This window comes from Labrys sp. E2SS-1L (assembly GCF_057073705.1).
Genome location: NZ_CP172712.1, coordinates 1,138,143 through 1,163,355, shown reverse-complemented (window position 1 = coordinate 1,163,355; position 25,213 = coordinate 1,138,143). Strand labels below are relative to the sequence as shown.

General features: G+C 66.2%; 20 protein-coding genes and 1 tRNA gene. 6 read left to right on the top strand and 15 right to left on the bottom strand.

From position 1 onward, the window contains the following. The first annotated feature begins 79 nt into the window (after positions 1–79). Positions 80–1,798 carry a VanW family protein gene (locus ACIGJE_RS05310; protein ID WP_415082944.1) on the top strand — a complete coding sequence of 573 codons (1,719 nt, stop codon included), beginning with the start codon at positions 80–82 and terminating at the stop codon, positions 1,796–1,798. A gap of 18 nt (positions 1,799–1,816) precedes the next feature. On the opposite strand, the gene kdgT is transcribed toward ACIGJE_RS05310, so the two are convergent. From kdgT to ACIGJE_RS05290, 4 genes are all read right to left on the bottom strand, one after another. Continuing rightward, entirely contained in the window at positions 1,817–2,815 is a 999-nt protein-coding gene (kdgT, locus tag ACIGJE_RS05305) for a 2-keto-3-deoxygluconate transporter (RefSeq protein WP_415082942.1), read from the bottom strand. Positions 2,816–3,012: 197 nt separating this feature from the next. Then, on the bottom strand, positions 3,013–3,783 hold the full coding sequence (gene kduD / locus ACIGJE_RS05300; RefSeq protein ID WP_415082940.1) for a 2-dehydro-3-deoxy-D-gluconate 5-dehydrogenase KduD: 771 nt from the start codon (positions 3,781–3,783) through the stop codon (positions 3,013–3,015). An 11-nt stretch (positions 3,784–3,794) separates the two neighbouring features. Then, a complete protein-coding gene (kduI, locus tag ACIGJE_RS05295) occupies positions 3,795–4,640 on the bottom strand; it encodes a 5-dehydro-4-deoxy-D-glucuronate isomerase (RefSeq protein WP_415082938.1) in 846 nt (281 codons plus the stop codon). A 33-nt stretch (positions 4,641–4,673) separates the two neighbouring features. After that, on the bottom strand, positions 4,674–5,435 hold the full coding sequence (locus ACIGJE_RS05290; protein WP_415082936.1) for a GntR family transcriptional regulator: 762 nt from the start codon (positions 5,433–5,435) through the stop codon (positions 4,674–4,676). A gap of 190 nt (positions 5,436–5,625) precedes the next feature. On the opposite strand from ACIGJE_RS05290, the gene ACIGJE_RS05285 reads away from it, so the two are divergent. Continuing rightward, on the top strand, positions 5,626–6,666 hold the full coding sequence (locus tag ACIGJE_RS05285) for an alpha/beta hydrolase family protein (protein WP_415082934.1): 1,041 nt from the start codon (positions 5,626–5,628) through the stop codon (positions 6,664–6,666). A 12-nt stretch (positions 6,667–6,678) separates the two neighbouring features. Here ACIGJE_RS05285 and ACIGJE_RS05280 read toward each other — a convergent pair whose 3' ends face one another. The 3 genes from ACIGJE_RS05280 to acs all read right to left on the bottom strand — a co-directional run bounded on the left by ACIGJE_RS05280 (position 6,679) and on the right by acs (position 11,309). Continuing rightward, positions 6,679–8,475: a chloride channel protein gene (locus ACIGJE_RS05280; protein WP_311944919.1), complete on the bottom strand. Its 1,797-nt coding sequence runs from the start codon at positions 8,473–8,475 to the stop codon at positions 6,679–6,681. Positions 8,476–8,602: 127 nt separating this feature from the next. Further along, on the bottom strand, positions 8,603–9,340 hold the full coding sequence (locus ACIGJE_RS05275; RefSeq protein ID WP_483679456.1) for a DUF4241 domain-containing protein: 738 nt from the start codon (positions 9,338–9,340) through the stop codon (positions 8,603–8,605). Positions 9,341–9,362: 22 nt separating this feature from the next. After that, entirely contained in the window at positions 9,363–11,309 is a 1,947-nt protein-coding gene (gene acs / locus ACIGJE_RS05270) for an acetate--CoA ligase (RefSeq protein ID WP_311944915.1), read from the bottom strand. Positions 11,310–11,664: 355 nt separating this feature from the next. On the opposite strand from acs, the gene ACIGJE_RS05265 reads away from it, so the two are divergent. After that, entirely contained in the window at positions 11,665–12,492 is an 828-nt protein-coding gene (locus tag ACIGJE_RS05265) for a class I SAM-dependent methyltransferase (RefSeq protein WP_311944914.1), read from the top strand. Between the two features lie 12 nt (positions 12,493–12,504). Here the strand turns inward: ACIGJE_RS05265 and ACIGJE_RS05260 are convergent, their stop codons facing one another. The 7 genes from ACIGJE_RS05260 to ACIGJE_RS05230 form a co-directional block, all read right to left on the bottom strand. Continuing rightward, positions 12,505–15,684 carry an efflux RND transporter permease subunit gene (locus ACIGJE_RS05260; protein WP_483679454.1) on the bottom strand — a complete coding sequence of 1,060 codons (3,180 nt, stop codon included), beginning with the start codon at positions 15,682–15,684 and terminating at the stop codon, positions 12,505–12,507. Between the two features lie 2 nt (positions 15,685–15,686). Then, entirely contained in the window at positions 15,687–16,994 is a 1,308-nt protein-coding gene (locus ACIGJE_RS05255) for an efflux RND transporter periplasmic adaptor subunit (RefSeq protein ID WP_483679453.1), read from the bottom strand. Positions 16,995–17,297: 303 nt separating this feature from the next. Further along, complete coding sequence (locus ACIGJE_RS05250) at positions 17,298–18,725, bottom strand: DHA2 family efflux MFS transporter permease subunit (RefSeq protein WP_311934720.1); 1,428 nt, start codon at positions 18,723–18,725, stop codon at positions 17,298–17,300. Beyond that, positions 18,722–19,384 carry a TetR/AcrR family transcriptional regulator gene (locus ACIGJE_RS05245; RefSeq protein ID WP_311934721.1) on the bottom strand — a complete coding sequence of 221 codons (663 nt, stop codon included), beginning with the start codon at positions 19,382–19,384 and terminating at the stop codon, positions 18,722–18,724. The genes ACIGJE_RS05250 and ACIGJE_RS05245 overlap by 4 nt, the downstream gene beginning before the upstream one ends. A 154-nt stretch (positions 19,385–19,538) precedes the next feature. Next, positions 19,539–20,351 (bottom strand): molybdate ABC transporter substrate-binding protein, encoded by an 813-nt coding sequence (modA, locus tag ACIGJE_RS05240; RefSeq protein WP_311934722.1) that lies wholly within the window; start codon positions 20,349–20,351, stop codon positions 19,539–19,541. Between the two features lie 241 nt (positions 20,352–20,592). Next, positions 20,593–21,246 (bottom strand): peptide-methionine (S)-S-oxide reductase MsrA, encoded by a 654-nt coding sequence (gene msrA, locus ACIGJE_RS05235; RefSeq protein ID WP_311934723.1) that lies wholly within the window; start codon positions 21,244–21,246, stop codon positions 20,593–20,595. 119 nt (positions 21,247–21,365) lie between these two features. Beyond that, a complete protein-coding gene (locus tag ACIGJE_RS05230; RefSeq protein WP_311934724.1) occupies positions 21,366–21,686 on the bottom strand; it encodes a hypothetical protein in 321 nt (106 codons plus the stop codon). 260 nt (positions 21,687–21,946) lie between these two features. Between ACIGJE_RS05230 and ACIGJE_RS05225 the strand changes: the two genes are divergently transcribed. Next, positions 21,947–22,036: transfer RNA gene (locus ACIGJE_RS05225), tRNA-Ser, on the top strand. Between the two features lie 30 nt (positions 22,037–22,066). On the opposite strand, the gene ACIGJE_RS05220 is transcribed toward ACIGJE_RS05225, so the two are convergent. Further along, positions 22,067–22,960 (bottom strand): LysR family transcriptional regulator, encoded by an 894-nt coding sequence (locus tag ACIGJE_RS05220; protein ID WP_483679452.1) that lies wholly within the window; start codon positions 22,958–22,960, stop codon positions 22,067–22,069. A 142-nt stretch (positions 22,961–23,102) separates the two neighbouring features. Here ACIGJE_RS05220 and ACIGJE_RS05215 point away from each other — a divergent pair, with 142 nt between their 5' ends. Further along, positions 23,103–24,050: an alpha/beta hydrolase gene (locus ACIGJE_RS05215; RefSeq protein WP_483679451.1), complete on the top strand. Its 948-nt coding sequence runs from the start codon at positions 23,103–23,105 to the stop codon at positions 24,048–24,050. A 54-nt stretch (positions 24,051–24,104) separates the two neighbouring features. Further along, positions 24,105–25,067, top strand: a complete 963-nt coding sequence (locus ACIGJE_RS05210) for an alpha/beta hydrolase (RefSeq protein WP_483679450.1) — start codon at positions 24,105–24,107, stop codon at positions 25,065–25,067. The last annotated feature ends 146 nt before the right edge of the window (positions 25,068–25,213 follow it).

Here is a 25,213-nt window from a genome sequence, read left to right as displayed (position 1 = left end):
CGCGTGCCAGCGCGCACGGCGGGCCTGGCGGGGGTCCGTTAAGGTCTCGGCAAGTTCTCAGCCGAGCCAGGATCCCGCCATGATCGCCCTCCCGCAGCGCCGCGTCCCCGATTATGCCGACAGCCTCGCCTTCGAGGCCAAGGCGATGGCCTTGCGGGGCCTGCGCTTCCTGCGCGAGAAATTCACAGCCGAACCCGTGGCCCGCCATGGCCGCTCAGCCCGGCTGGCCGCCGCGCCCGTGCTCGGCCGGGCCGGCTCGCCCCTGTGGACCCATCTCGCTGGGGCCAGGGACCGCGAGCTCACCGCCGGCAAGGTCCAGAATTTGCGCATGGCCCTGAAGGGGCTCGACGGCGTCGAGGTGCCGGCCGGCGCCATACTTAGTTTCTGGAAGCAGGTCGGCCGGGCCAGCCGGGCGCGCGGTTACGTCCCCGGCCGCGAGCTGCGCGAAGGCTGCCTGATCACCAGCGTCGGCGGCGGCCTCTGCCAGCTTTCCAACGCCCTCTACGAGGCCGCCCTCGCGGCCGGGCTGGAGATCGTCGAACGCCACGCCCATAGCCGCGTGGTACCCGGTTCGCGTGCCCAGCTCGGCCGTGACGCCACCGTGTTCTGGAACTATGTCGATTTCCGCATCCGCAGCCCCCACGCCTTCCGCATCGAAGCCTCGATGAGCCGGGACAGGCTGGAGATCGTGCTGCGCGGCCATGGCCGCGCCAAGGCCGCCGAGCTGCCGGTGGAAAAGCCATCCGCCGAGCCGGTGGTGCATGACTGCACCCAATGCGGCCAGGAAGATTGCCATCGCAACGATCCCGAACGGCCCTTGCGCGCCGGCGTGCCGACGGCCTGGCTCGTCGATGCCTGCTGGCCGGAATTCGCCGCCCTGCTGAAGCAGAGGGCCGGCAGCGAGGATGCCCTGTTCCTGCCCTCCCGCCATCTCGGCGCCGCGCGCTATGGCTGGCCGGCCGGTATTGCCGGCAGCGAGACCACGGCCACCATCGCTACCCTACGCCGCTCGCTGGCGCTACGGGGCGCCACGGGCGGCAGCCTGCAGGCGAAGGCCCTGCAGGGCGATGCCCGGCTCGCCGCCGCCTATGCCGCCAGACTGTCGCACCGGCACACGCATCTCGTGGTCTCGCAGAACCTGCTGCCGCATCTGTGGCTGTCGGGTGCCCTGCAGGGCCGCAGCTTCGAGGTGCTGATGGAGCGCCTGCCGCTCGCGGTCCTGCAGGCAAGGCTCGATGCCGCTGCTGCACACCACCCGGAAAGCCCCACCTTGGCCGACTTCCGGGCGCCGGAAGCGATCGTGGCAGCCGAAAGCGCCGCCCTGGCCGCCGCCGACCGGCTGCTGACGCCGCATGCGGAGATCGCCGCCCTCGCCCCCGGCAGAACCCATCTGCTCGACTGGTCCCCCGCCCGGCCACTCCCGGCCGCGAAAGGCGGCCGCACCCTGCTTTTTCCGGCCTCGGCCCTCGGCCGCAAGGGCGCCTATGCCCTGCGCGAGGCGCTTTACGGTCTGCCCATCGAGCTTGCCGTCAAGGGGCGTGCGCGCGAGAGCCTCGGCTTCTGGGGCAATATGCCCGTCCGCCTGTTGGCGCCGGGCGAGATGCCCGCCACCCTTGCCGGCGTGGTGCTGCCGGCCGTGGTCGAGCACCAGCCGCGCCTGCTCCTCGCCGCCCTTGCCGCAGGCCTGCCGGTCATCGCGACTCCGGCCTGCGGCCTCGCCGCGCGTCCCGGCTTGACCCTGGTGCCGGAGGAGGATCCGGCGGCCCTGCGCCGGGCCATCGAAACGCTGTTCGGCTGAGGCGAAGCAACGGCCGCCTCAGATCGGCTCCACGCCAGGCCGGTGCACGGCTTCCGCCTGCGGGGCCGGGAACCTGCCCATCCGCTTGGCCCACAGCGCCGTCAGGATTGGCACCAGGATCGCCGTCACCAGGCAGGCCGTGGCCACCAGGGCGGTGGCTGCCGGCACCACGGGCTTGAAACTCGGGATCATCTCGCCGATCAGCGTCGGGTTGGCGATCGCCGCCCCCGCCGTGCTGGAAGCCGCCAGCCCGGCCGTGCCGTTGCCGCCGCCGATGAACCTGTCGGCCAGCATCAGGGGAATGCCGGTGACCACGATCACCCCGAGGCCGAGCAGCACGCCGGCAAGGCCGCTCTGCGCGATGACCTTGAGATCGATGCCGTTACCGAGGGCGAAGCCGAAGAACGGGATCAGCGGATGGACGCAGCGCCCGAACAATTCGCGCAGGTCGCGGTCGAGATTGCCCAGGGCAAAGCCGATCAGGAAGGGCAGCACCGCGCCGACGAACAGGCGCGGCTCGAACACGGCCACGCCGGAGGCACCGAGGATCAGCATACTGACCAATGGTCCCGATTCGACCGACATCAGCACGAAGGCGCCGGCCTCCTCCCTGGTGCCGTATTGCTGCATCACCGCGGCGTAGAGGCCGCCATTGGTCATGTCCATCGAGGCGGTGATCGCCAGCACCGACAGGCCCGCGAACAGGCCGGAGGTGATGCCGCCATCGGGAATGAAGCGCGCCGCGATCATGGTGGCGACCCAGGCCACGATGATCTTGGTGACCAGGAGCGTGCCCGATTTGCGCAGCACCACGCCGGTCGCCCTCAGGTCAATGGTGGCGCCCATGCAGAAGAACCAGACGGCGAGGATCGGCACGGTGCCGGTGATCAGCCCGTTGCTGAACGACCCCAGATAGCTGCCGGCTCCCGGCGCAAAGGTCTTGCACAAAGCGCCGAGCACCAGCGGCACCAGCATCAGCCCGCCGGGAATCCTATCGATGACCTTCAATATCTTCATGGACTGCCTCCCAGATTGTATTTTTGGCGAACGGCCAGACGTGGCCGCTCCGCAAATTCCTTCTCCCCTTGCGGGAGAAGGTGGCATTGCGAAGCAATGACGGATGAGGGGTGCTGGCGAACACTCGTGGGGTTTGTGCATCTCCCCTAATCCGCCCCTTCGGGGCACCTTCTCCCGCAAGGGGAGAAGGAAATCGCTCAGCGCGCCAGCCAGCCGCCATCCACCGGGATGGTGATGCCGTGGACATAGGCGGAGGCCTCGGAGGCCAGGAACACGGCAGCGCCGCCGAGATCGGCGGGGGCGCCCCAGCGCCCGGCCGGAATGCGCGCCAGGATCTGGGCATTGCGCTCGGCGTCGGCCCGCAAGGGCGCGGTGTTGTTGGTCGCCATGTAGCCGGGGGCGATGGCGTTGACGTTGATGCCCTTGGCGGCCCATTCGCAGGCGAGCAGCTTGGTCAGCCCCATCAGCCCGCTCTTGGCCGAGGTGTAGGAGGCGACGCGGATACCACCCTGGAAGGACAGCATCGAGGCGATGTTGATGATCTTGCCGCCGCGTCCGCCCGCAAGCATGACGCGGGCCGCCGCCTGGGCCAGGAAGAAGGCCGATTTGAGATTCACGTCGACGACGGCGTCCCAATCCTCTTCGGTGAAGTCGAGGGCGTCGGCGCGACGGATGATGCCGGCATTGTTGACCAGGATATCGAGGGCGCCGAAACGATCGAGCGCGGCCTGGACGATGGCGGGCAGGCCCGCAGTGGTCGCGAGATCGGCGGTCACAGGCAGGAAGATGCCGCCCTGCGCCTCGATCGCCGCACGGGTTTCGTCGGCGGGGCCGCGATCGACCCCGACGATGCTGGCGCCAGCCTGCGACAGGGCGATGGCGATGGCCTGCCCGAGCCCAGTGCGCGATCCCGTCACCATCGCCACCTTGCCGGTGAGATCGAAGGGATTGGCGAAAGCCGTGTTCATCGTGGCCGGACTCATCGCAGATCCGCCGTCGCGACCATGTCCATGTCGGCATAGTCCTGGTTGTCGCCGGCCATGGCCCAGATGAAGGTATAGGCGCCGGTGCCGACGCCGGAATGGATCGACCAGGGCGGCGAGATCACCGCATCGCCCTCGCCCACCACCAGATGGCGGGTCTCCTGCGGCTCGCCCATGAAATGGAAGACGCGCGCCTCGGGCGCGAGATCGAAATAAAGATAGACCTCGTTGCGCCGATCATGGGTGTGGCAGGGCATGGTGTTCCACACCGAGCCCGGCGCCAGCGTGGTCATGCCGAAGACGAGCTGGCAGGACTCGACGGCGCCCGGGATCAGCATCTGGTGGATGCTGCGCTCATTCGCGGTGCTCTTGTCGCCGAGTTCCAGGATGCGCCCGACCGAGGCGTCGATCCGGCGCGTCGGATAGCTGCGATGGGCGGGCGCCGACAGAAGATAGAAGCGCGGCGGCACAGCGCCATTCCCGGCTTCGAACACCACCTCGCCCGCCCCCATGCCGACATAGAGAGCCTCGCGGGTGCCGATGTCATGAACCTCGCCGTCGACACGCACGATGCCCGGACCGCCGATATTGATGACGCCGAGTTCACGCCGGGCCAGGAAGCTCGACTGCCCGACCTCCTTCGGCGTCTGCAGGGCCAGGGGCGCATCGACCGGGCAGGCACTGCCGATGATCATGCGCTCGACATGGGAATAGACCAGCTTGATGCGGCCGGCGGCGAACAGGTCGGGGATCAGGAATTCGCGGCGCAAGCCCTGCGTATCCAGGCCCTTGGCGGCCTCGGGGTGGCTGGCGTGGCGAATTTCGAGGGATTGATGGGACATGAGAACTTTCTGGATTGTCCAAGTCGCGAGGCGCTAGCGAAACAGCAGCGTCTCGAAGGCGGCGGAGATGCCGGCGGCATCCCCCGAGAAATAGTCGGGGTTGTGATCGCGGATGGAGGCCAGGCTCCGCCGCAGCCCATCGAGATGATGGTCCATGGCAAGGCCGGCCTTCTCGGCATCGTGGGCCTCGATGGCGTCGACGATGGCACCGTGCTCGTCGACGACGCGCAGCATGCGCCCGGCCTCCGGCAGGGTCAGCCGGCGGTAACGGTCGAGCTGGGTCTTGACCTCACGCACCATGTCCCAGGCGCCAGGCCGGCCCGCCGCCATGGCGAGCGCAGCATGGAAGGCTTCATCCGCCTCGTGAAAACCGTTGGTGTCGCCGGCCCCGAGGCTCTCGCGCTGGCGTTCGATCAGGCCGCGCAGCAGGGTGACGCTGCTGCCTCGGGCCTGGTGGGCGGCGGCGCGCGCGGTGGCGTGCTCGACGGCCGAACGCACGAAGATCGCATCGGGCAGGATGGCGGCGGGAATGCGAGCCACGCGGGTGGCGGAGCGCGCCGCGATCTCGACCAGTCCCTCGTCGGCCAGGCGCAGCAGCGCCTCGCGGACCGGCGTGCGGCTGACGGCATGCGCCGTGGCGACCTCCACCTCGGCGATCTTCTCGCCGGGCAACCTGACCATGGAGACGATCTCGTCGCGCAGTGCCCGATGCACGACCGCTGCCGTCGTCATGCCCGGCTGGGCCGCAAGCGGCCGCCCACCGGTACGGTCCTGGAAATGGCCAAAGGCGCTCATCACTCTCACCATATCTGATATATCAGATATCCTAGCTACTCATGAAGGCGACGTCAATCGCCTGGGATGGCCCCCTCGACAGAGCGGGTCCCCCATCGCCTTTCGGTACGACCTCGAACATGTTCCAGGTCGCAAGCCCCGGCCACCGCGCAGCAGGAAGGCGGCGTCAACCGCATTTCTGGAGAGTTTCATGCGCCGTTTCGCTGTCCTTCTCGCCCTCGTCGCCTGCCTGGCAGGACATGCCGCCTTGGCCGGCGAGCCCGTCGGCTCCAAACAGATCGGCATTCCCGACCCGGCCGGCGAGCGGCCGCTCCAGGCCCGCCTCTGGTATCCGGCCGGCACCTCCGGGCCCTTGACGTCGATCGGCGGGCGGGAGGGCAGCTTCCCGGGTATCGAAGTGGTGGAGAATGCCCCGCCCGCCGCCGGCAGCCATCCGCTCGTGCTGCTCTCGCACGGCTTCGGCGGCAATTGGCGGAACCTCAACTGGCTGGCGAGCGAACTCGCCGGTCGCGGCTATGTCGTGGCGGCACCGGATCACCCCGGCACCACCACCTTCGACAAGCGGCCGGAACAGGCCGCCCGCCTGTGGGAACGGCCCCACGATCTCAGCCGGGTTCTCGATGCCGTCGGCACCGATCCCGGCCTCGCCGGCCCCATCGAGGCGGGCCGCATCGCCGCCATCGGCCATTCCCTCGGCGGCTGGACGGTGATGGCGCTGGCGGGCGGGCGCTATGATGCGAGCCGTCTTCCCGCGATTTGCTCGCCCGCGCCTTTTTGCGAAGCGCTCACGGCCGTCGGGCTGCGCGATGGCGGGACCGATCCCGCCAGGCTGGGAGCCGATCTTCGCGACGCCAGGATCGGCGCCGTCGTCTCGCTCGATCTCGGACCCGCGCTCGGCTTCACGCCGCAAAGCCTGGCGGCTGTCAGGATACCCGTGCTGGCGCTTGCGGCGGGAACGCCTGTGCCCGGCATCGCGGCCCTGAAGCAGGACTCCGATTACCTCGTCAGCGCCCTGCCGCAGGCGACCACCCGCTACCTGCCCATCCCCGATGCCACCCATTTCAGTTTCATGCAGCTCTGCCTGCCGGACGCGGACGCCGCCATCGAGAAAATCGCCCCGGGCGAGAGCTTCGTCTGCCGGGACGGCGGCACGCGCGACCGAACGGCCCTGCACCGCCAGATCGCCGACGAGATCCTCGCCTTCCTGGCCCGGGTGCAGCCCTCGCGGTAGGGGCTGTAGCGCCTAAACCCCGCCCGCCAGATCGCGGCGGGCGCGGTCGGCGGCTTCGGCATAGCGGCGCAGGGCATGGGCTTCCGACAGCAGGCCGATGACATGGCCGGCCTCGTCGACCACCGCCAGCGCCTCGGCCTCGCAGCCTTCCATGCGCTCGGTCGCCTCCTTCAGCGTCATCCCCGCCGTCAGCACCTCGTCGCGATAGAGCGCCAGGCTACCAACGGGATTGGCGCCATCCTGGATCTCGGGGCTGACCTGATAGGCATCGGCGACCCGGATCAGCCCGGCATAGCGATTGGTGAGGGTGTCGACGGCCACGATGTAATGCGTGGTGCCGAGCGGATGGGCGTTGCGGAAGACTACCAGGGAGGCGTCCTTGTCTACCGTCGGCGCGGGCTTGCGCATCACCCGGCCGACGGTGAGATCGCGGGCCCAGCCGATGTCGTGGGCGCTGCGGATCGCCTCGCCGCGCAGATGGAAGCGCCAGGTGGCGAAGGAGTAGCCGAAGGTCTCGCGCACGGTGATGCTGGCGATGATCACCGCCAGCAGCACGGCGGCGGTGAGCTGGAAATCACCCGTCATCTCCAGCACCAGGAAGCTCATGGTCAGCGGTCCGCCCATCACGGACGCGGCCAGCGCCGCCATGCCGGTCAGCGCCGCCGCGTGGGGCGTCAGCCCCGTATCCAGGGAGAAGAGATGGATGCCGCCGAGATAGAACTGGCCGATCAGCGCGCCGAGGAAGAGCGAGGCGAAGAATAGGCCCCCGCGAAAGCCCGAGCCGAGCGAGATGGAAGAGGCGAGCCCCTTCAGCAGGATCAGCCCGCCCAGCATCAGCATCGGCAGTTCGCCGCCGGCGAGCATCTTCACCAGCGCACCATGCCCCGACGACAGCACCTGCGGCGTGATCAAGGCAAGTCCACCAACCATCAGGCCGCCCAGCCCCGGCATCAGCCAGATCGGCAGGGGCAGGCGACGGAAGCCCTTCTCGGTCATGGCGACGCCCAGCATCACCAGGATGGCGACGGCGGCGCTGAACAGGCCGAGGCCGACCAGGGCCATGAAGGACGAGGCCTGCGGCTTGTAGCCGACATCGATGACGAAGGCGTAGGAATCGATCCCGAGCAGATGGGTGACGATGGTGCCGGCAATGGCCGCTGCTGCCACGGGCGCCAGATGCGAGACGGCGTAGGTACCGATGATGATCTCGAAGGCGTAGAAGGCACCGGTCAGCGGCGCGCTGAAGGCACCGGCGATGGCCCCGGCCGAACCGCAGCCCACCAGCAGGCGTAGATCCGCGCGGCGCAGATGAAAGCCGAGGCCGAGCCGTGAGGCGATGCCGGAGCCGATCTGCGAATAGGCGGCTTCGAGCCCCACCGAGGCACCGAAGGCGTTGGAGATCCAGGTCTGGATCACCACGATGATGCTGCCGGTGAGCGACAGGCGCCCGCCATGCAGGGCATTGGCCTCGATCGGATCGACCGGGCGGGGCGAGCGGGTCCGCGCCAGAACCAGGTTGAACAGGCCGAGCAGGAGGCCGCCGATCAGCGGCATGGAGACGGCCAGGATCACCGGCAGGCCGAGGGTCCCGCTCAGCCTCTCCTCCGCCTGCAAGCCGAAAAACAGCTCATGGGCGAGCTGTGCGGTGGCGGCGACGCCATAGACCGCTACGCCGGCCAGCGCGCCCACCACGGCCGCGAGTGCGACCATGCCGCTCTCGCTGCGTCGCACCAGCAAGCGCATCCAGCCAGGGATGATGCGGTCGAAGGCGAGGTTGAGAGCCTGGCGGGAAAAACGCTGATGGAACATGGCAAGCTGGCCCGCCTCTGGTGGAGGCGGGAATAAGGGGAAGGCCGATCCATCCTGTTTAGACGCTTGTTGTGAAAGGCAAAAGTCCGCAAGCGACGAAAATTGGCGCGATCGGGGATGCCAGGCACTATTCTCGCCTGCCAGGCGGGTCATCCACCACGCGCAGATCGGTCAGCAGCATCGCCACACTGCCATCGGCCGCCAGGCCGAACCAGGATGGATAGGCGCCATCGCCCCAGCCGCTCGAGAACAGCACGAGGGAATGGGGAGCTCGGGTGGTCGAGAGCGAATAGGGCAGGCCATGCTCCTTGCCGTAGCTCTCACCCAGACGGATCCAGTCGTCATAGATGGCCTGCACCTGATCGGTCGACAGGGCTGCGATATCCTTGCCGACGGCAGGATCGAGGAAGGCGCCGGTGCCCGCATCGACCGGAAAGCCGTAATATTCTTCCTTGCCAAGCTTGGCCGGATCCTGGCCCGGCACCAACGCCCGTTCCCAGGTCACGACCGGCGCCTGTGAGAATTCGACGCGCGCAAAGGCGATGCGATCGCCGAAACGCTGCGAACGCATCACCGCGATGCGTACGGGAAAGCGCCCCGTCGGCACGGTACGAATGAAGGGCCTGGCCTCGATGAAGACAAAGGGATCACAGGCCACGATCTGGCCTGTGGACACGGTGACCTCACCGAGAAGGCGGCTGTCGAGCGGCACCGGCGCGCCATTGACCGTGGCCGTCGCGCCGAGCTTGAACGCCGCCTCGAAGCGGGCTGCGTCCGGGCGCAACGGCCCCTCCTCCGCCCCGGCCGGCGCGATCATGCCGAGACAAAGGGCGAGCGCGATGGAAAGCGCCCGCCGCATCGTCATCCGCTCCCTCAGCCTCAGCCCCTCAACCCTTGGGCTTGTTCTGGCGGTTGGCGATGAGATCCTCCACCACCGTCGGGTCGGCCAGGGTGGAGATGTCGCCGAGCGAGCCGAAATCGTCCTCGGCGATCTTGCGCAGGATGCGCCGCATGATCTTGCCGGAACGGGTCTTGGGCAGGCCGGGCGCGAACTGGACGAGGTCGGGCGAGGCGATCGGCCCGATCTCGCGGCGCACCCAGCCGACCAGCTCCTTGCGCAGGGTCTCGTCGCCGCTGGTGCCGGCCATCAGGGTGACATAGGCATAGATGCCCTGGCCCTTGAGGTCGTGGGGATAGCCAACCACGGCCGCTTCCGACACCAGTTCATGCGCCACCAGCGCGCTCTCGACTTCGGCCGTGCCCATGCGATGACCGGAGACGTTGATGACGTCATCGACGCGGCCGGTGATCCAGTAATAGCCGTCCTCGTCGCGGCGGCAGCCGTCGCCGGTGAAGTACTTGCCTTTATAGGCGGCGAAATAGGTGTCGAAGAAGCGCTGATGGTCGCCATAGACGGTGCGCATCTGGCCCGGCCAGGAATCGGCGATGACGAGATTGCCCTCGCAGGCCCCCTCCAGCACCTTGCCCTCGGCGTCGACGATCTCGGGGCGCACCCCGAAGAAGGGGCGGGTGGCCGAGCCCGGCTTGAGCCGGGTGGCGCCCGGCAGCGGCGAGATCAGGATGCCGCCCGTCTCGGTCTGCCACCAGGTGTCGACGATCGGGCAGCGATGGTCGCCGACCACCCGGTGATACCATTCCCAGGCTTCCGGATTGATCGGCTCGCCCACGGAGCCGAGCAGGCGGAGCGAGGCGCGCGAGGTCTTCTTCACCGGCTCCTCGCCGGCACCCATCAAAGCGCGGATCGCGGTGGGCGCGGTGTAGAAGATGGTGACCCGGTGCTTGTCGATCACCTCCCAGAAGCGCGACATCGACGGGTAGTTCGGCACGCCCTCGAACATCAGCGTGGTGGCACCGTTACACAGCGGGCCGTAGACGATGTAGGAATGGCCGGTGACCCAGCCCACATCGGCAGTGCACCAGTAGATGTCGCCCTCGCGGTAGTCGAAGACATATTGGTGCGTCATCGCGGCATAGACGAGATAGCCCGCCGTGGTGTGCAGCACGCCCTTCGGCTTGCCGGTGGAACCGGAGGTATAGAGGATGAACAGCGGGTCCTCCGCCGCCATCTCCTCGCAGGGGCACTCGTCGGAGACATTGGCGGCGAGATCCGCATAGAAATGATCACGGCCGGTGACCATCGCCACCGGGGCGCCCGTGCGCTTGACCACGATCACCGAGGAGACCCCGCCCACCTTGGCCAGGGCCGCATCGACATTGGCCTTGAGCGGCACGCGCTTGCCGCCGCGCAGGCCTTCGTCGGCGGTGATCACCACGGTCGAGCCGCAATCGGTGATGCGGCCGGCGAGGGAGTCGGGCGAGAAGCCGCCGAACACGATGGAATGAACCGCGCCGATGCGGGCGCAGGCCAGCATGGCGAAGGCCGCTTCGGGGATCATCGGCAGATAGATGGTGACCCGGTCGCCCTTCTTGACGCCCTCGCCCTTCAGCACATTGGCAAAGCGCTGCACTTCGCTGGCGAGTTCGCGATAGGAGATGTGCCGGCTCTCGGAGGGATCATCACCCTCCCAGATGATGGCGGTGCGATCGCCGTGCTCGGCAACGTGACGGTCAACGCAATTCCAGGCGACGTTGGTGGTGCCGTCCTCAAACCAGCGGATCGAGACATCGGGTTCGAAACGGGTATTCTTGACCCTGGTATAGGGTTCGAACCAGCCGATCCTTTTGCCGTGCTCGCCCCAGAAGGCCTCGGGATCGCTGACGGAGGCCTCGTACATCGCCTGGTAGCGCGCATTGTCGACATACGCTTCCTCGGCCCATTCGCGCGGAACGTCGTAGATCTTGGCCTCAGACATGCCTTCCTCCCATCGGCCGGGATCGTGCCGCGGCCTTGAACCCGCGCCGGCTTCGGGGCCGGCGTTTCCTCTGGAGCAAAGCGCGTCTTCGCGAAACGCCCTTTCCCTCCAGCTCCTTGTTTCAAGCCAACCTGATGGCTTGGCTTGGGCGTCCTTGCGACTCCTGGCAATTCCGCCAAAAATCACAAGACGCTTTCTAGAACGCTTATGACAAAGCGCGTGCACAGGGCAAGTCCCCCGCGCGCTCCAGCCGATACTGCGGCGTGTCTGTCATTGCTTGGCCGCCCGCGGTATAGTGAGTGCCGAACTTACGATGCCACCGCTTAATACCATCCCGCCAAGAAAGGATGTGGCCATGGACATCGAAGGCGCCGTCGCCAGCCACTACACGCAAGGTTCGCTCGAACGCACGCTCTTCGCGGCGCTGGAGGCGGCCGGCAAGGATCCGGACCACCTGACCACCGGTGATCTCGCCGGCATCGACGAGTTCCATCTCGGTTGGGCAGCCGCCACGGAAGAGCTCGCCGAGGATCTCGGCTTCACCCACGCCATGCATGTGCTCGATGTCGGCTCGGGTATCGGCGGGCCGGCGCGGCATCTGGCACAGGCGCTCGGCTGCAGTGTCACCGGTATCGACCTCACCGCCGAATTCGTCACGGTGGCTGAGGCGGTGACCCGGCGCTGCCATTTGTCGGGGCGGGTCTCCTTCGTGCAGGGCAGCGCTCTCGCTCTGCCCTTCGAGACCGCGAGCTTCGACGGTGCCACCCTGTTCCATGTCGGCATGAACATCGCCGACAAGGATACGCTCTTTCGCGAGATACGCCGGGTGCTCAGGCCGGGGGCACGCTTCGGCGTCTACGACATCATGCATCAGGGCAAGGGCGACCTGCCCTACCCGATGCCCTGGGCGATGAGTTCGGCCACCAGCTTCGTGGAACCGCCCAGCCGCTACCGCCAGGCCCTGGCCCAGGCCGGCTTCAGCCTGGAGCTCGAGCGCAGCCATCGCGACCTTGCCCTTCGGCTCGGCCGCGAGATGAGGGAGAAGGTCGCCCGCGACGGCCCCTCGCCGCTCGGGCCGCAGGTCCTGATGGGCGAGAACGCCGCCCTGCGCATCGGCAATGTGATGTCGGCCCTCGCCGACGGGCTGATCGCGCCCATCGAGATGATCGTGCGGGCCGGCTGAGAAAGCTCGCTTTCATCGCATCGCCACCGCGCGCGGCTCGGGCAGGACCAGATCCTGGTCCTCCCTCGGCTCTCCCGCCAGGACGGCTTCCGGCGGCTCGCTCGGTTCGCCTGAATCGCGGCCGCTTCTCAGCCATTTCGAAAAGCCGTCGAGGTAGAGATAGATCACCGGCGTGGTGAACAGCGTCAGCACCTGGCTGACGATGAGGCCGCCGACCATGGCATAGCCGAGAGGCTGGCGGATCTCCGAGCCGGTGCCGGAACCCAGCATCAGCGGGACACCGCCGAGCAAGGCGGCCATGGTGGTCATCAGGATCGGCCGGAAGCGCAGGAGGCAGGCCCGGCGGATCGCCTCCACGGCGCTCATGCGGTGGTCGCGCTCGGCGACGATGGCAAAGTCGACCAGCATGATGCCGTTCTTCTTGACGATGCCGATCAAGAGGATGACCCCAATCAGGGCGATCAGGCTGAAGTCGAAATGGAACAGCAGCAGCGTCGCCAGCGCCCCCACGCCCGCCGAAGGCAGGGTCGAGAGGATGGTGAGGGGGTGGATAAAGCTCTCATAGAGAATGCCGAGGATCAGGTAGACCACCACCAGGGCCGCCACGATCAGCATCGGCACCGAGGCGAGCGAGTCCTGGAAAGCCTGCGCCGTGCCCTGGAAGGTCGAGCCGATGGTGGCCGGCAGCTCCATGCGCCTTTCCAGAGCCTCGATGGCAGCCGTCGCCTGCCCGAGCGCCACGCCGGGTGCCAGGTTGAAGGAGATCGTCACCGCCGGGAACTGGCCCTGATGGTTGATGGCGAGCGGGCGGACCGGATCGGTGCTCCATTTCGCAAAGGCCGAGAGCGGCACCTCGCCGCCGGTGGTCGGCGAGCGCAGATAGATCTGCTGCAGCGTCGCCGTGCTCTTCTGCAGCGAGGGCAGCACCTCCAGGATGACGTAGTAGGTCGAGAGCTGCGTCGAGAACTGCGCGATCTGGCGCTGGCCGAAGGCATCGTAGAGCGTGGCGTCGATGATGTCGGGCGTCAGCCCGTAGCGGGCGGCCTGGTCGCGGTCGATCGACAGGGTCAGGGTGGTGCCGGATGCCTGCTGGTCGGAGGCGACGTCGCGCAGTTCCGGCATCGCCTTCATCGCCTCCAGCAGCTCGGGCGCCCACTGGTTGAGCTGGTCGATGTCGGTGCCCTGCAGGGTGAACTGGAACTGCGTGCGCGAGGGCCGGCCGCCGAGGCGCACATCCTGGGCCGACTGCAGGTAGAGCCGCGCTCCCTCGACCTTGGCGGTCTGGCGCTGCAGGCGGCGGATCACCTGGTCGGCCGAGGCGCTGCGCTCGTCGCGCGGCTTCAGCGTGATGTACATGGTGCCGTCATTGAGGGTGTTGCCATTGCCGCCCATGCGCATCGCCATATGGGCGATGGCCGGATCCTTGAGCACGATGGCGCCGAGTTCCTCCATATGGCGCGCCATGTCGGCCACGGAGGTATCCTGCGCCGCCTCGACGACCCCGGTGATCAGGCCGGTATCCTGCTGCGGGAAGAACCCCTTGGGGATGATCACGAACAGGTAGCCCGACAGCGCCACCGTGGCGAAGAAGGTCAGCAGGGTGATGAAGCGAAAACGCAGCACGAGATCGAGGCCGCGCTCATAGGCGTTCACCAGGCCCTCGAAGAAGGCCTCGCTGAGCTTGTAGAGCCTGCCGTGATGCTCCTCGTGAATCGGCTTGAGGAAGCGCGAGGCCATCATCGGCGTCAGGGTCAGCGATACGAAGGCCGAGACCACGATGGTCATGGCGAGCGTGATCGCGAATTCCCGGAACAGCCGCCCGATGATGCCGCTCATCAGCAGGAGCGGTATCAGCACGGCGATCAGCGAGATGCTGATCGACAGGATGGTGAAGCCGATCTCGCCCGCTCCCTTGAGGGCGGCGGCCATCGGCCTCTCGCCCTCCTCGATATGGCGGGTGATGTTCTCCAGCATGACGATGGCGTCGTCCACCACGAAGCCCACCGCGATGGTCAGCGCCATCAGCGAGAGATTGTCGAGGCTGTAGCCCGCCAGCCACATCAGCGCACAGGCACCCAGCAAGGCCAGCGGCACGGTGATCGAGGGGATCACCGTAGCCCATACGCTGCGCAGGAAGACGAAAATCACCATGACGACGAGGCCGATGGTGAGCAACAGCGTGAACTGCACGTCCTTCACCGCGGCGCGGATGGTCTGGGTACGGTCCGACAGCACCGAGATCTTGATGGCGGGCGAGATGCCGGCCTCCAGGCGGGGCAGCACCTTCATCACGTTGTCGACGGTGTCGATGACGTTGGCGCCGGGCTGCTTGAAAATCACCAGGAACACGCCGCGCTTGCCGTCGGCCCAGCCGGCCTGGGTGTCGTCCTGGGGCGCGCTGACGGCCTGCCCGATATCGCGCACGCGCACGGGACTGCCGTTGCGATAGGCGATGATGACGTCATTCCAGTCCTTGGCGTCGGTGAGCTGGTCGTTGGCATAGATGGTATAGGAGCGGGTAGCGCCGTTGAAGGTGCCCTTGGGATTGTTGACCGTGGTGACGGCAAGCGGGGTCCTGATGTCCTCCAGCGACAATCCCTTGGCCACCAGCTTGGCGGGATCGACCTGGACGCGGATGGACGGGGTCTGCTGGCCGCCGACATTGACCTGGCCGACGCCGCCGATCTGGCTGATGGCCTGGGCCAGCTTGGTGAGCGCCTGATCGGAAACCTCGGTCAAGGGCAGCGTGTCTGAGGTGGCGCCGAGCAGGAGGATGGGGGAATCGGCTGGATTCACCTTCCGATAGGTCGGCGGGCTCGGCATGTTCTTGGGCAATTGTCCGTTGGCGGCATTGATGGCCGCCAGCACGTCGGCACCGGCGCCATCGATGTTGCGGGAGAGGTCGAATTGCAGGGTGATCTGGGTCGAGCTCGTCTGGCTCGATGAAGTCATCTCCGAAATACCGGGGATCAGCGAGAACTGCGTCTCCAAGGGCTGGGCTACCGACGAGGCCATGGTGGCGGGATCGGCACCGGGCAGGCTGGCGGAGACCTGGATGGTCGGGAAGTCCACTTCCGGCAGCGGTGCCACCGGCAATTGCGGATAGGCGATGATGCCCACGAACAGGATGCCCACCATCAAGAGCGTGGTGGCGACCGGATAGCGGATGAAGGGGGTGGAAATACCGGGCATGGTCAGTCCGCCTTCCCTGCATCGCCGCCCGTCGGCAAGGCGGCCTGATCGGCAATCTTGCCGTCCGGGGACGGCAACTGCCGCGCCTCGACCTCCGCACCGTTCTGCAGGCGCGCCTGGCCGGAGACCACGACCTTCTGCCCCACCGTCAGGCCCTGGCTGACCACGGCACGGCCATTGCCGCTCATGCTCACCTGGATCGGCGCCGCCACGGCCTTGCCGTCGTCGCCGATCACATAGGCAAAGAGGCCCGACGGCCCGTGCTGGACGGCATCCTCGGGCACCACGAGGACCTGCCTGAGCGTGTCGACGAGCAGGCGGGTATTGACGGACAGGCCGGGCCAGAGCGCGTTGTCGGCATTGTCGAAGCGTGCCTTCAGGCTGATCGTGCCCGTCGCTTGGTTGACGGTATTGTCGATCACCGCCAGCGTGCCGTGGGAAAGAATGCTCTGGCCATCGGAGCTCAGGGCTTCGACCGGGGCCGGCCCGCGCTCGAAGGCCCTAGAGCGATTTTCGATCCCATTGGATCGAACATCGCTCGTCGTTTCAGAAGGATTGACGCGTTTTTCCGATCCGGTCGGATCGGAAAACGCTTTGGCGATGGCCGGCAACAGATCCTGCGGTTCGGTGAACTGCACCGCGATGGGCTGGAGCTGGGCGATGGTGACGATGCCGTTCTGGTCGGCGGCATGCACGATGTTGCCCGGATCGATCTGGCGGAAGCCGGTGCGACCCGTGAAGGGTGCCTTGATGGTGGTGTAGTCGAGATTGGTGCGCGCATTGGCGATGGCCGCGTCGTCGCCCTCTATCTGCGCCTTGACCTGGTCGACCAGGGCCTGCTGCGTATCGACGGCCTGCTGCGACTCAAAGCTCTTCTGGGCGAGGTTCTGGAAGCGCTGCAGGTTGAGCTGGTCATTGCGGAGACTGGCTTCGTCCTGGGCCTTCTTGGCGACTGCCTGGTCCAGTGCCGCCTGGTAGGGACGCTTGTCGATCTCCACCAGGGCATCGCCCTGCTTGACCATCTGGCCCTGCCTGAAGAACACCCGGGTGATCTCCCCGTCGACCCGGCTTCTGACCGTCACCGTCTTGAAGGGTGAGACCGTACCCAGTCCGTCGACCTCGACCGGATAGTCGGCTTTCGCCACCGGTGTGAAGGTCACCGGCACCTTGGCGGCGGGCGCGGCCTGGGCCTGGGGTGCCGGCGCCGCCTGTGCGAGGTGGCGCCAGGCCACATAGCCTCCCAGCCCGACCATCAGGACTGCCAGTCCGGCGGGCCAGCGGCGCCGTCTGCGTTCACGTTCGATATTCATGGGTCCGATCCGTCGAATCGCGCCTGCCTGCAAGCGCGCATGCTCTGAGTGGAACTTCCCGGCGAGGCCCGCGGACGGGCCTCGCCGGGAAGCGCCGCAAATGTCGGCGCCTTGCCGGTCCCTCTCGGTCGGGCCGTGACTCGATCGAGAGGAATCGGCTTGGGGTTCGAACCCGATTTGGGGCGGTGATGACGACGGAAGTGTGGGCCAGTGTTAAGGGATGTTTCTGCCCGCTTTCGATTGGTGTCTGGAGGGGCCGGATCACCCCATCGTGATACCCCGTGATGGGTCAGACCCGCCGTTTCACTCCGCTGCCGCAGGTGTCCGCGGCACCGGCGCAGGCGCGAGCAGCTCGCTGCCGACATTGCGCGGCAGGGTGAGGAAGATCAGGCCCGAGGTCATGGCGATCACGCCGATCATCAGGAACACGGGCGGGAAGACCGGCGCGGTGAGATGGCTGGCCCCGTTGAGATGCATCGAGGTCTCCAGCGCCAATGCCGCGATGGAAACGCCGACCGATCCCGCCAACTCCTGCAGCACCGAGGTCATCGAGGTGACCCGGCCCATCAGCTCGGGTGGAATGTCCGAGACGCCGGCAGTGTTGATCGAGGTGAATTGCAGCGAACGGGTGAAGCCGGCGGCAAGCAGGGTGAGCGAGATCAGCAGCACCGGCATGCCGGCATGGAACAAAGCGGGGGCGGCCACCAGGCAGGAAGACAGCACGGCGTTCCAGGTCAGCACCCGGCGGAAACCGAGCCGCCGCAGGATCGGCCCGGCCAGGGCCTTCATCGCCATGGCGCCGGCACCGGTGGCAAGCGTCAGCAGGCCCGACTGGAACGGGCTGAAATCGAAGCCGAGCTGGAAATAGAGCGCCAGCAGGAAGGGCGTGGCGCCGACGCCGATGCGGAACAGGAAGCCGCCGCCGATGGCGGCGCGGAAGGTCGGGAAGCGCAGCAGCCTCAGTTCGATCAGCGGGTTGGCGACCCGCCCGGCATGGTGGACATAAAGGCCGATCAGGGCGAGCCCCGCCACGGCCAGGCCGATATTGACGCTGGCCGGCACCACATCGAGGCCCGACAGCGTCGCCCCGCCCATCAGGGCCACCAGGCCCGGGGCCAGGATGAGGAAGCCGACGAGGTCGAAGGGCCGGCGCTCGTCCTCGCGCACATTCGGCACGTAGAGGCTGGCGAGGACGATGCCGAGCACGGCGATGGGAATGTTGATCCAGAAGATCAGGCGCCAATGGAAATAAGTGGTGATGAAGCCCCCGAGCGGCGGCCCGCTGAGCGGGCCGAGCAGGGCCGGCAGGGTCAGCCACATCATGGCGTTGACGAGATCGTGCTTGGGCGTGGTCTTGAGGATGATCAGCCGGCCCACCGGCGTCATCATCGCCCCGCCCATGCCCTGCACGATGCGGGAGGCCACCAGTTCGGTGAGGTTGGAGGACAGGCCGCAGGCAATCGAGCCGAGGCCGAACACCACGATGGCGGCACGGAACACGGTGCGGGCCCCGAAGCGGTCGGCCATCCAGCCGGAGGTCGGGATGAAGATGGCCAGCGAGAGCAGATAGGAGGTGAGGGTGAGCTTGAGATAGATCGGGCTGGTACCGAAATCGCGCGCGATCGTGGGTAGCGCCGTCGACAGCACCGTCGAGTCCAGGTTCTCCATGAACAGGCCGGTAGCGATGATCAGCGGCAGCAATCGGCCCTGCGATTTCAGCCCCTCGCTCACGAGGGCACTCTCCCCTTGCGGCCACGCCTGCCAGGTTCGAGCCGGGTGACCCGTCCTTCCGGCACCGGCCGTCCCTGGGCAATGCCGTTGAGCGCCATGTCGACCACGTCGCGCGTCACCTCGATGTCGGAGAGGTAGTCGGCGCCCACGCCGATCCAGGCCATGCCGATCAGCAGTCGCGCCGCCATGTCGGCGTCATAGATCCGGGCCTCGCCGCGGCGCTGGGCCTCCTCGATCACGGTGATCAGGCGCTGGGCGATGGCGCCGCGGCGACGGCGAAAGATGCGCCGCTTGGAGTTCTCGCCCTCGTTGAGGTCGCGGATGGTGCTGAGATGGGTACGCACAGTGGGCACGATCTCCGCGACGAGATAGGTCAGGCGCTCGCGGAAATTGCCCTCGCGCAGCAGGGCCGTGTCGAGCCGAACCTCGAGATCGTCGAGCGTCTGGGCAAACACCGCTTCGAACAGGGCTTCCTTGCTGGTGAAATAGCGATAGACGGTGGCCTTGCCGATGCCGGCCTCGAAGGCGATGTCATCGACCGAAGCGGAGTCATAGCCCTGCCGCGCGAAAATGCGCCCGGCGGCGTCCAGCAGATTGTTGCGCCGAACGTCACGCCAGTGCTCTTCTCCGGAGGACTTGTCGTCCGTGCGCTGCTCCATGATGGCCCCGAATCAAAACCCGCTGGTTACGGATAAAACCAGCGAGTCTCATTTCTTGCCCGAATTCCGGCAAAATTGGGAGAGGGGGAAGCGGGAGATAGGACACAATCGAGTGAGGATTGTTGCCGGACGATGAAGCAGGTCCCTCCCGGCCCTACTCCTTCAGCAGCGTGAATCCGGCCTTGGCGAAGGGTTTCTGCCCATCCGCCGTCTTGAGATAGTCCAGAAAGCCCGCAGCATCGGCATTGTTGGACGACGCCGTCAGGCCGAAGGGATAGACGATCGGCTCATGCGAATCCTCGGGGAAGGTGGCGACGACCTTCACCTTCGGATCGGCGGCCGCATCGGTGGCGTAGACCACGCCGAACTTGGCCTCGCCGCGCGCGACCAGCGCAAGGGCAGCGCGGACATTGTCGGTCTGCGCGAATTTCGGCTCGACGGCCTTGAGGATGCCGAGTTTTTCGAAAGCGGCCCGGGCATATTTGCCGGCCGGCACCGTCTTCACTTCGCCCACCGCGATCCTGCCCTCGCCGATGGCGCCGGCGAGATCGACCCCGGGCTTGAGTTCGACCGTCGTAGCGGCATCGGCCGGCGCGATCAGCACCAGGGCGTTGCCGAGCAGCTTCACCACGCTGCCTTCCTTGATCAGCTTCTTGTCGACGCCGTATTTCATCCAGTCGAGGTCGGCGGAGGCGAAGACTTCGGCCGGCGCGCCCTGCTCGATCTGCTTCATCAGCGCCGAGGAAGCGGCATAGGAGATCACCACCTTCTTGCCCGAGCTTGCGGTCCAGGCCTTGGCTGCTTCGTCGAGCGATCCCTTGAGGCTGGCGGCGGCGAAGACCGTGACGTCACCGCCCCCGGCCTGCGCGGCCTTGGCGGCGGAAGCGTCCTCGGCCCGCGCCATGGCGGGCGCGAAAACGAGACTGACGGAAAGAGCCAGAAAAGCCCGGCGGGCAAAGCGAAGCATGGTGAGATCCCCTAAAGCGTTTTGCGATTTGGTGGAGTCACCAAGAATCGCAAAGACGCGTCGAACCAAAGAGTTAGAGCAAACAAGCGTTCATGCTTGAACGCGCTTTGCTCTAGCAGCCGTGATGGTTATATATCAAGGGATATAGCGACGAGGGAGAGAGCGCAAGGCGGGCCGGCAGGCGCGAATGTCGCGCCTGCCGCGTGTTGGACGCAAGTGGCGGGCAGATTGCCCGCCCCCTTCAAGCCGCGACGCCCACGCCGATCGGACAGGAGACGCCGGTACCGCCCAGGCCGCAATAGCCTGCCGGGTTCTTGGCGAGATATTGCTGGTGATAGGCTTCCGCATAATAGAAGGGCGGTGCCTCCAGGATCTCGGTGGTGACGGCGCCATAACCCTTGGCCGCCAGCGCCTCGTTGTAGCGCGCCTTGGCCGCCTCGGCCGCCTGGCGCTGCGCCTGGCTGGTGACATAGATGCCCGAGCGATATTGCGTGCCGATATCGTTGCCCTGGCGCATGCCCTGGGTGGGATCATGCGCCTCGAAGAACACCTTCAGCAGTTGGTCGTAGGAGATAGTCTTGGGGTCGAACACCACCTTCACCACCTCATTGTGCCCGGTGAGGCCGGAACAGACCTCCTCATAGGTGGCATTGGGGGTGAGGCCGCCGGCATAGCCCACCGCCGTGACCAGCACGCCCGGAGTCTGCCAGAATTTGCGCTCGGCGCCCCAGAAGCAGCCGAGGCCGAAATAGGCCGTCTCGCTGCCCTCGGCATAGGGCCCCTTCAGGGCCGCGCCGTTGACGAAATGGGTATCCGCCGTCTCGATGGCCTCGCCGCGCCCCGGCAGGGCTTCGTCGGCGGAGGGAAACGCCGTCTTCTTGCGAAAGCCGAACATGGTTCTTCCTTCCTGTTCTTATGGTCAAGTTCTATGGCTACCTGGCCAATATGGGGGTGCGGACCGCCCTTGTCAGGGGCCCTTTCATCACGGATGCGTCAGCCCGGCGACACTGCCCCTCACAGATGCGAGACATAGCCGATCCGGCTCGCGGGCGGACGTCCCAGCCAGAAGAACAGGGCCGAGGCCAGCGCCAGAACCAGGGCGAAGGGCAGGCCGAGCAGGGGCGAAACCAGATTGTTCCACAAGAAGACCGAGAGCGAGGCCTCCACCCAGGCGCGCATGCGGTCGAAGCTGGCCGGGCCGAGCCAGAGCCAGACCGCACGCACCGGCAGGAAGACGAGATGATTGTCGGCGATCGAACGCGTACCGTCGACCACCGCAGCCACGAAGGCCGCGGCGGCCAGGAACAGGCCGAGCGAACGAGCCAGGAAACGCATCACGCACTCCAACACTGCACGCGCCTGCCGAGGAGGGCAGGACTCGCAGCAGTCTAGCGCAGGGCCTCCCCCGCGCGTAGGAAATTCGGGCTCGAAGGTGAACGGTCTTTCCAGATGCGAGCGGGAGGTCTGCATCCGGCCCAAACCAAGCCTGTGTCGGCGCACAGGGCCTGCGGACCGAATGAAAGCGCTTTCCCTTTCAAAAAACTGCAATCCCCCGTTTACAAACTGCGCCGACATCGCCATAAGCACCGCTCGACGGAAGGGTGGCCGAGTGGTTGAAGGCGCACGCCTGGAAAGTGTGTATACGGGAAACCGTATCGCGGGTTCGAATCCCGCCCCTTCCGCCACTTTGACCCGAGTTTTCCAGGACTTGGTCTTCATTCCCGAAAGCGCAGAGTCTCTACGAACAGAGTGAACGCAGCAGATGCGTGCCGTCTGTGCGGATAGTAGAGATGGTAGCCCGGCAGGTCGGGGGTGAATTTGCCCAACACCCGCACAAGGCGACCGGAATCCAGGTAAGGCTGAACCTGATCCAGCGGCAGATAGGCAAGGCCATGGCCATCCAGCGCAGCGTCGAGGATCAGGTCTATGGTGTTGAGGACGAGCGGCCCGTCGATCCGCACCCGTGTTTCCCGTCCGCCACGCATCAGCCGCCAGCCGTTCAGCGTGCCGGAGGTCGGCAGGCGCAGATTGATGGCGCGATGGTCGATCAGTTGTCCCGGTGACGCCGGAGCCGGATGCAGGCGAAAATAGCCGGGGGCGCCGACGATCGCCATCGGAGTATCCGGGCCGATACGCGTGGCGATCATGTCCTTGGCAATGTCTCCTCCCAGCCTGACACCCGCGTCGAAGCGGTCGGCGACGACATCCGCCAAGCCGTAGTCGATGGTGATCTCGACCGTGATGTCCGGATTGTCGGGAAGCAACCGCTTCATGGCCGGAACGATGATCGTCTTGGCCGCGTGCTCGACCGTGGTGATGCGGATCGTACCGGAAGGCCGGTCGCGCAGATCGCGGAGCGAGGTCACCGCGGCATCGAGATCATGCAGCATGGGTCCGAGGGTGGCGATCAGGCGCTCACCGGCCTCGGTAGGCGCCACGCTGCGCGTCGTGCGCGACAGCAGCCGCATTCCCAGCCGTTCCTCGATCCGCCGGACGATCTGGCTCAGCGCGGATTGCGCCATGCCGAGACGCTGCGCCGCCTTGGTGAAGCTGCGCTCCTCGGCAACGACGACAAAGGCCGCCAGGTCGGCGATCTCATCCCGTCGCATTCATCACCTCGATGATAGGCCCAATAAGAATTATCCGTCTAATCCACACAATCTTTCTGGCCTAGATTCACGGCATCGGCAAGGCGCGCTTCTGAAGACCCGCGCGCCGGACCACAAAAGCTTCAATGGAAGGAGAGTGGAGATGGGCAAGATCAGCTTCGCCAATTCGAACAACAAGACGATCGCCATGGCGGCAGTGATCGATTTTCCCGAAGGTTTCGACGAAAAGAAGCGCTATCCGGCCATCGTGGTCTCGCATCCAGGCGGCGGCGTGAAGGAACAGACCGCCGGCACCTATGCCAGGAAGCTCGCCGCGCGGGGTTTCGTCGCCATCGCCTACGATGCCTCCTATCAAGGCGAAAGCGGCGGCGCACCCCGCCAGCTCGAAAACCCCTATATCCGCACCGAGGACGTCAGCGCCGTCATCGACTATCTGACCACTCTGCCTTACGTCGACAAGGAGCGGATCGGTGCCATGGGCATCTGCGCCGGCGCCGGCTACACGGCCAATGCCGCGATCCAGGACCGCCGCATCAAGGCGATTGGCACGGTCAGCGCTGTCAACATCGGCTCGATGTTCCGCAATGGCTGGGAAAACAACGTCAAGTCGATCGATGCACTGCCCTATGTCGAGGCCGGCTCGAACGCGCGCACGGCGGATGCTGGCAGCGGCACGATCGCCACCATGCCGCTCGCTCCGCTGAAGGAAGCGGACGCACCGAACGAAGAACTGCGCCAAGCCTGGGAATATTATCATACCCCCCGCGCGCAGTGCTCGACGGCACCCGGCGTAGCGACACTGCGCAGCCTGAACCAGATCATCACCTACGACGCCTATCACATGGCGGACGTCTATCTCACCCAACCAATCCAGATCGTGGCCGGCAACCTGGCAGGCAGCAAATGGATGAGCGACGACCTGTACGACCGCGCAGCCAGCACCGACAAGCAGTTCCACCTCGTCGAGGGCGCCAACCATATGGACCTCTACGACGGTGAGAGATTCGTCGACGAGGCCGTGTCCGTGCTCGCGCCTTTCTTCCAGGCGAAACTTTCAGGCGACACCGCCGCGAGACAGGCCGCCGAGTAACAAGGAAGTACAGACATCGGGCGCACAGCCCGCCCGATCCGACAGGAGAGACCCATGGAAACCGTGCGCATTCGCAATCCCGGCATGTATTGGGACATCGCGGCAAATCTGCACTTCCCACCCAATTTCGATGCCAGCAAGCACTATCCGGCGGTGGTTTCAAACCACCCCATCGGTAGTTGCAAGGAACAGACCTCCGGCAACATCTATGGCGCAGCGCTAGCGAAGGCTGGTTTCGTGGTCATCGTCCCCGATGCCAGCTTCCAGGGCGGCAGCGGCGGTGAACCGCGCTGGATCGAAGATCCCGAACAGCGCGTGAAGGACTATCGCGACGTCATCGATTATCTCCAATCCCTGCCCTATGTCGACGCCGACCGGATCGGCATTCTCGGCATCTGCGGCGGTGGCGGCTATTCGATTAAGACCGCGATCATCGACAAACGGATCAAGGCACTGGTCAGCATCACCGGCGTGAACTTCGGGCGGCTGATGCGCGAAGGCTTCAGCAATTTCGATCCGGTCGGTGCACTCGAAGCGATGGCTGCGCAGCGCAGCGCCGAGATTGCGGGTGCAAGCCAGCGGATCGACATCTTCCTGCCCGTCAGTGTGGAACAGGGGAAGGCCGCCGGCATCACGGACATCGACGTGCTGGAGGCGACCGACTACTATCGCAACCGTTGCCCAGCCGAAGGATCGGGCACGAGGATGCTGTTCTCACACGCCGCCCCCGCGATGGCGTGGGATGCTTTCGCCTTCGCCGAAACGCTGTTGACTCAGCCAATGATGGTGGTGGTCGGCGACAAGCCCGGCGGGTTCGGCGCCTATCGCGACGGCATGGAAATCTATGGCCGCGCCGCCTCCAAGAACAAGCAAATGGTCGTGGTCGAAGGCTGGTCGCATTATGACCTCTATGACCATCCGGTGCCGACCGGGGTTGCGTTGGAGCGCGTCGTTCCCTTCCTCGTACAGCATCTCGGCGAAGCCGCGGTCTCCCGCGTGACGAAACCCGCCGCGTGAGGCCATAGGGCACAATCCCCGCAAGGCAGGTTATGCCCGCGCTTTCGTTTTCCGCCCTTCGCCTTCTTGCCGCCATCGAACGGCGCCATGAAAACCGGCCATCCGCACCATGGCGTTTCTCCGGCAAGGATCTCGGGCGAGGAGCT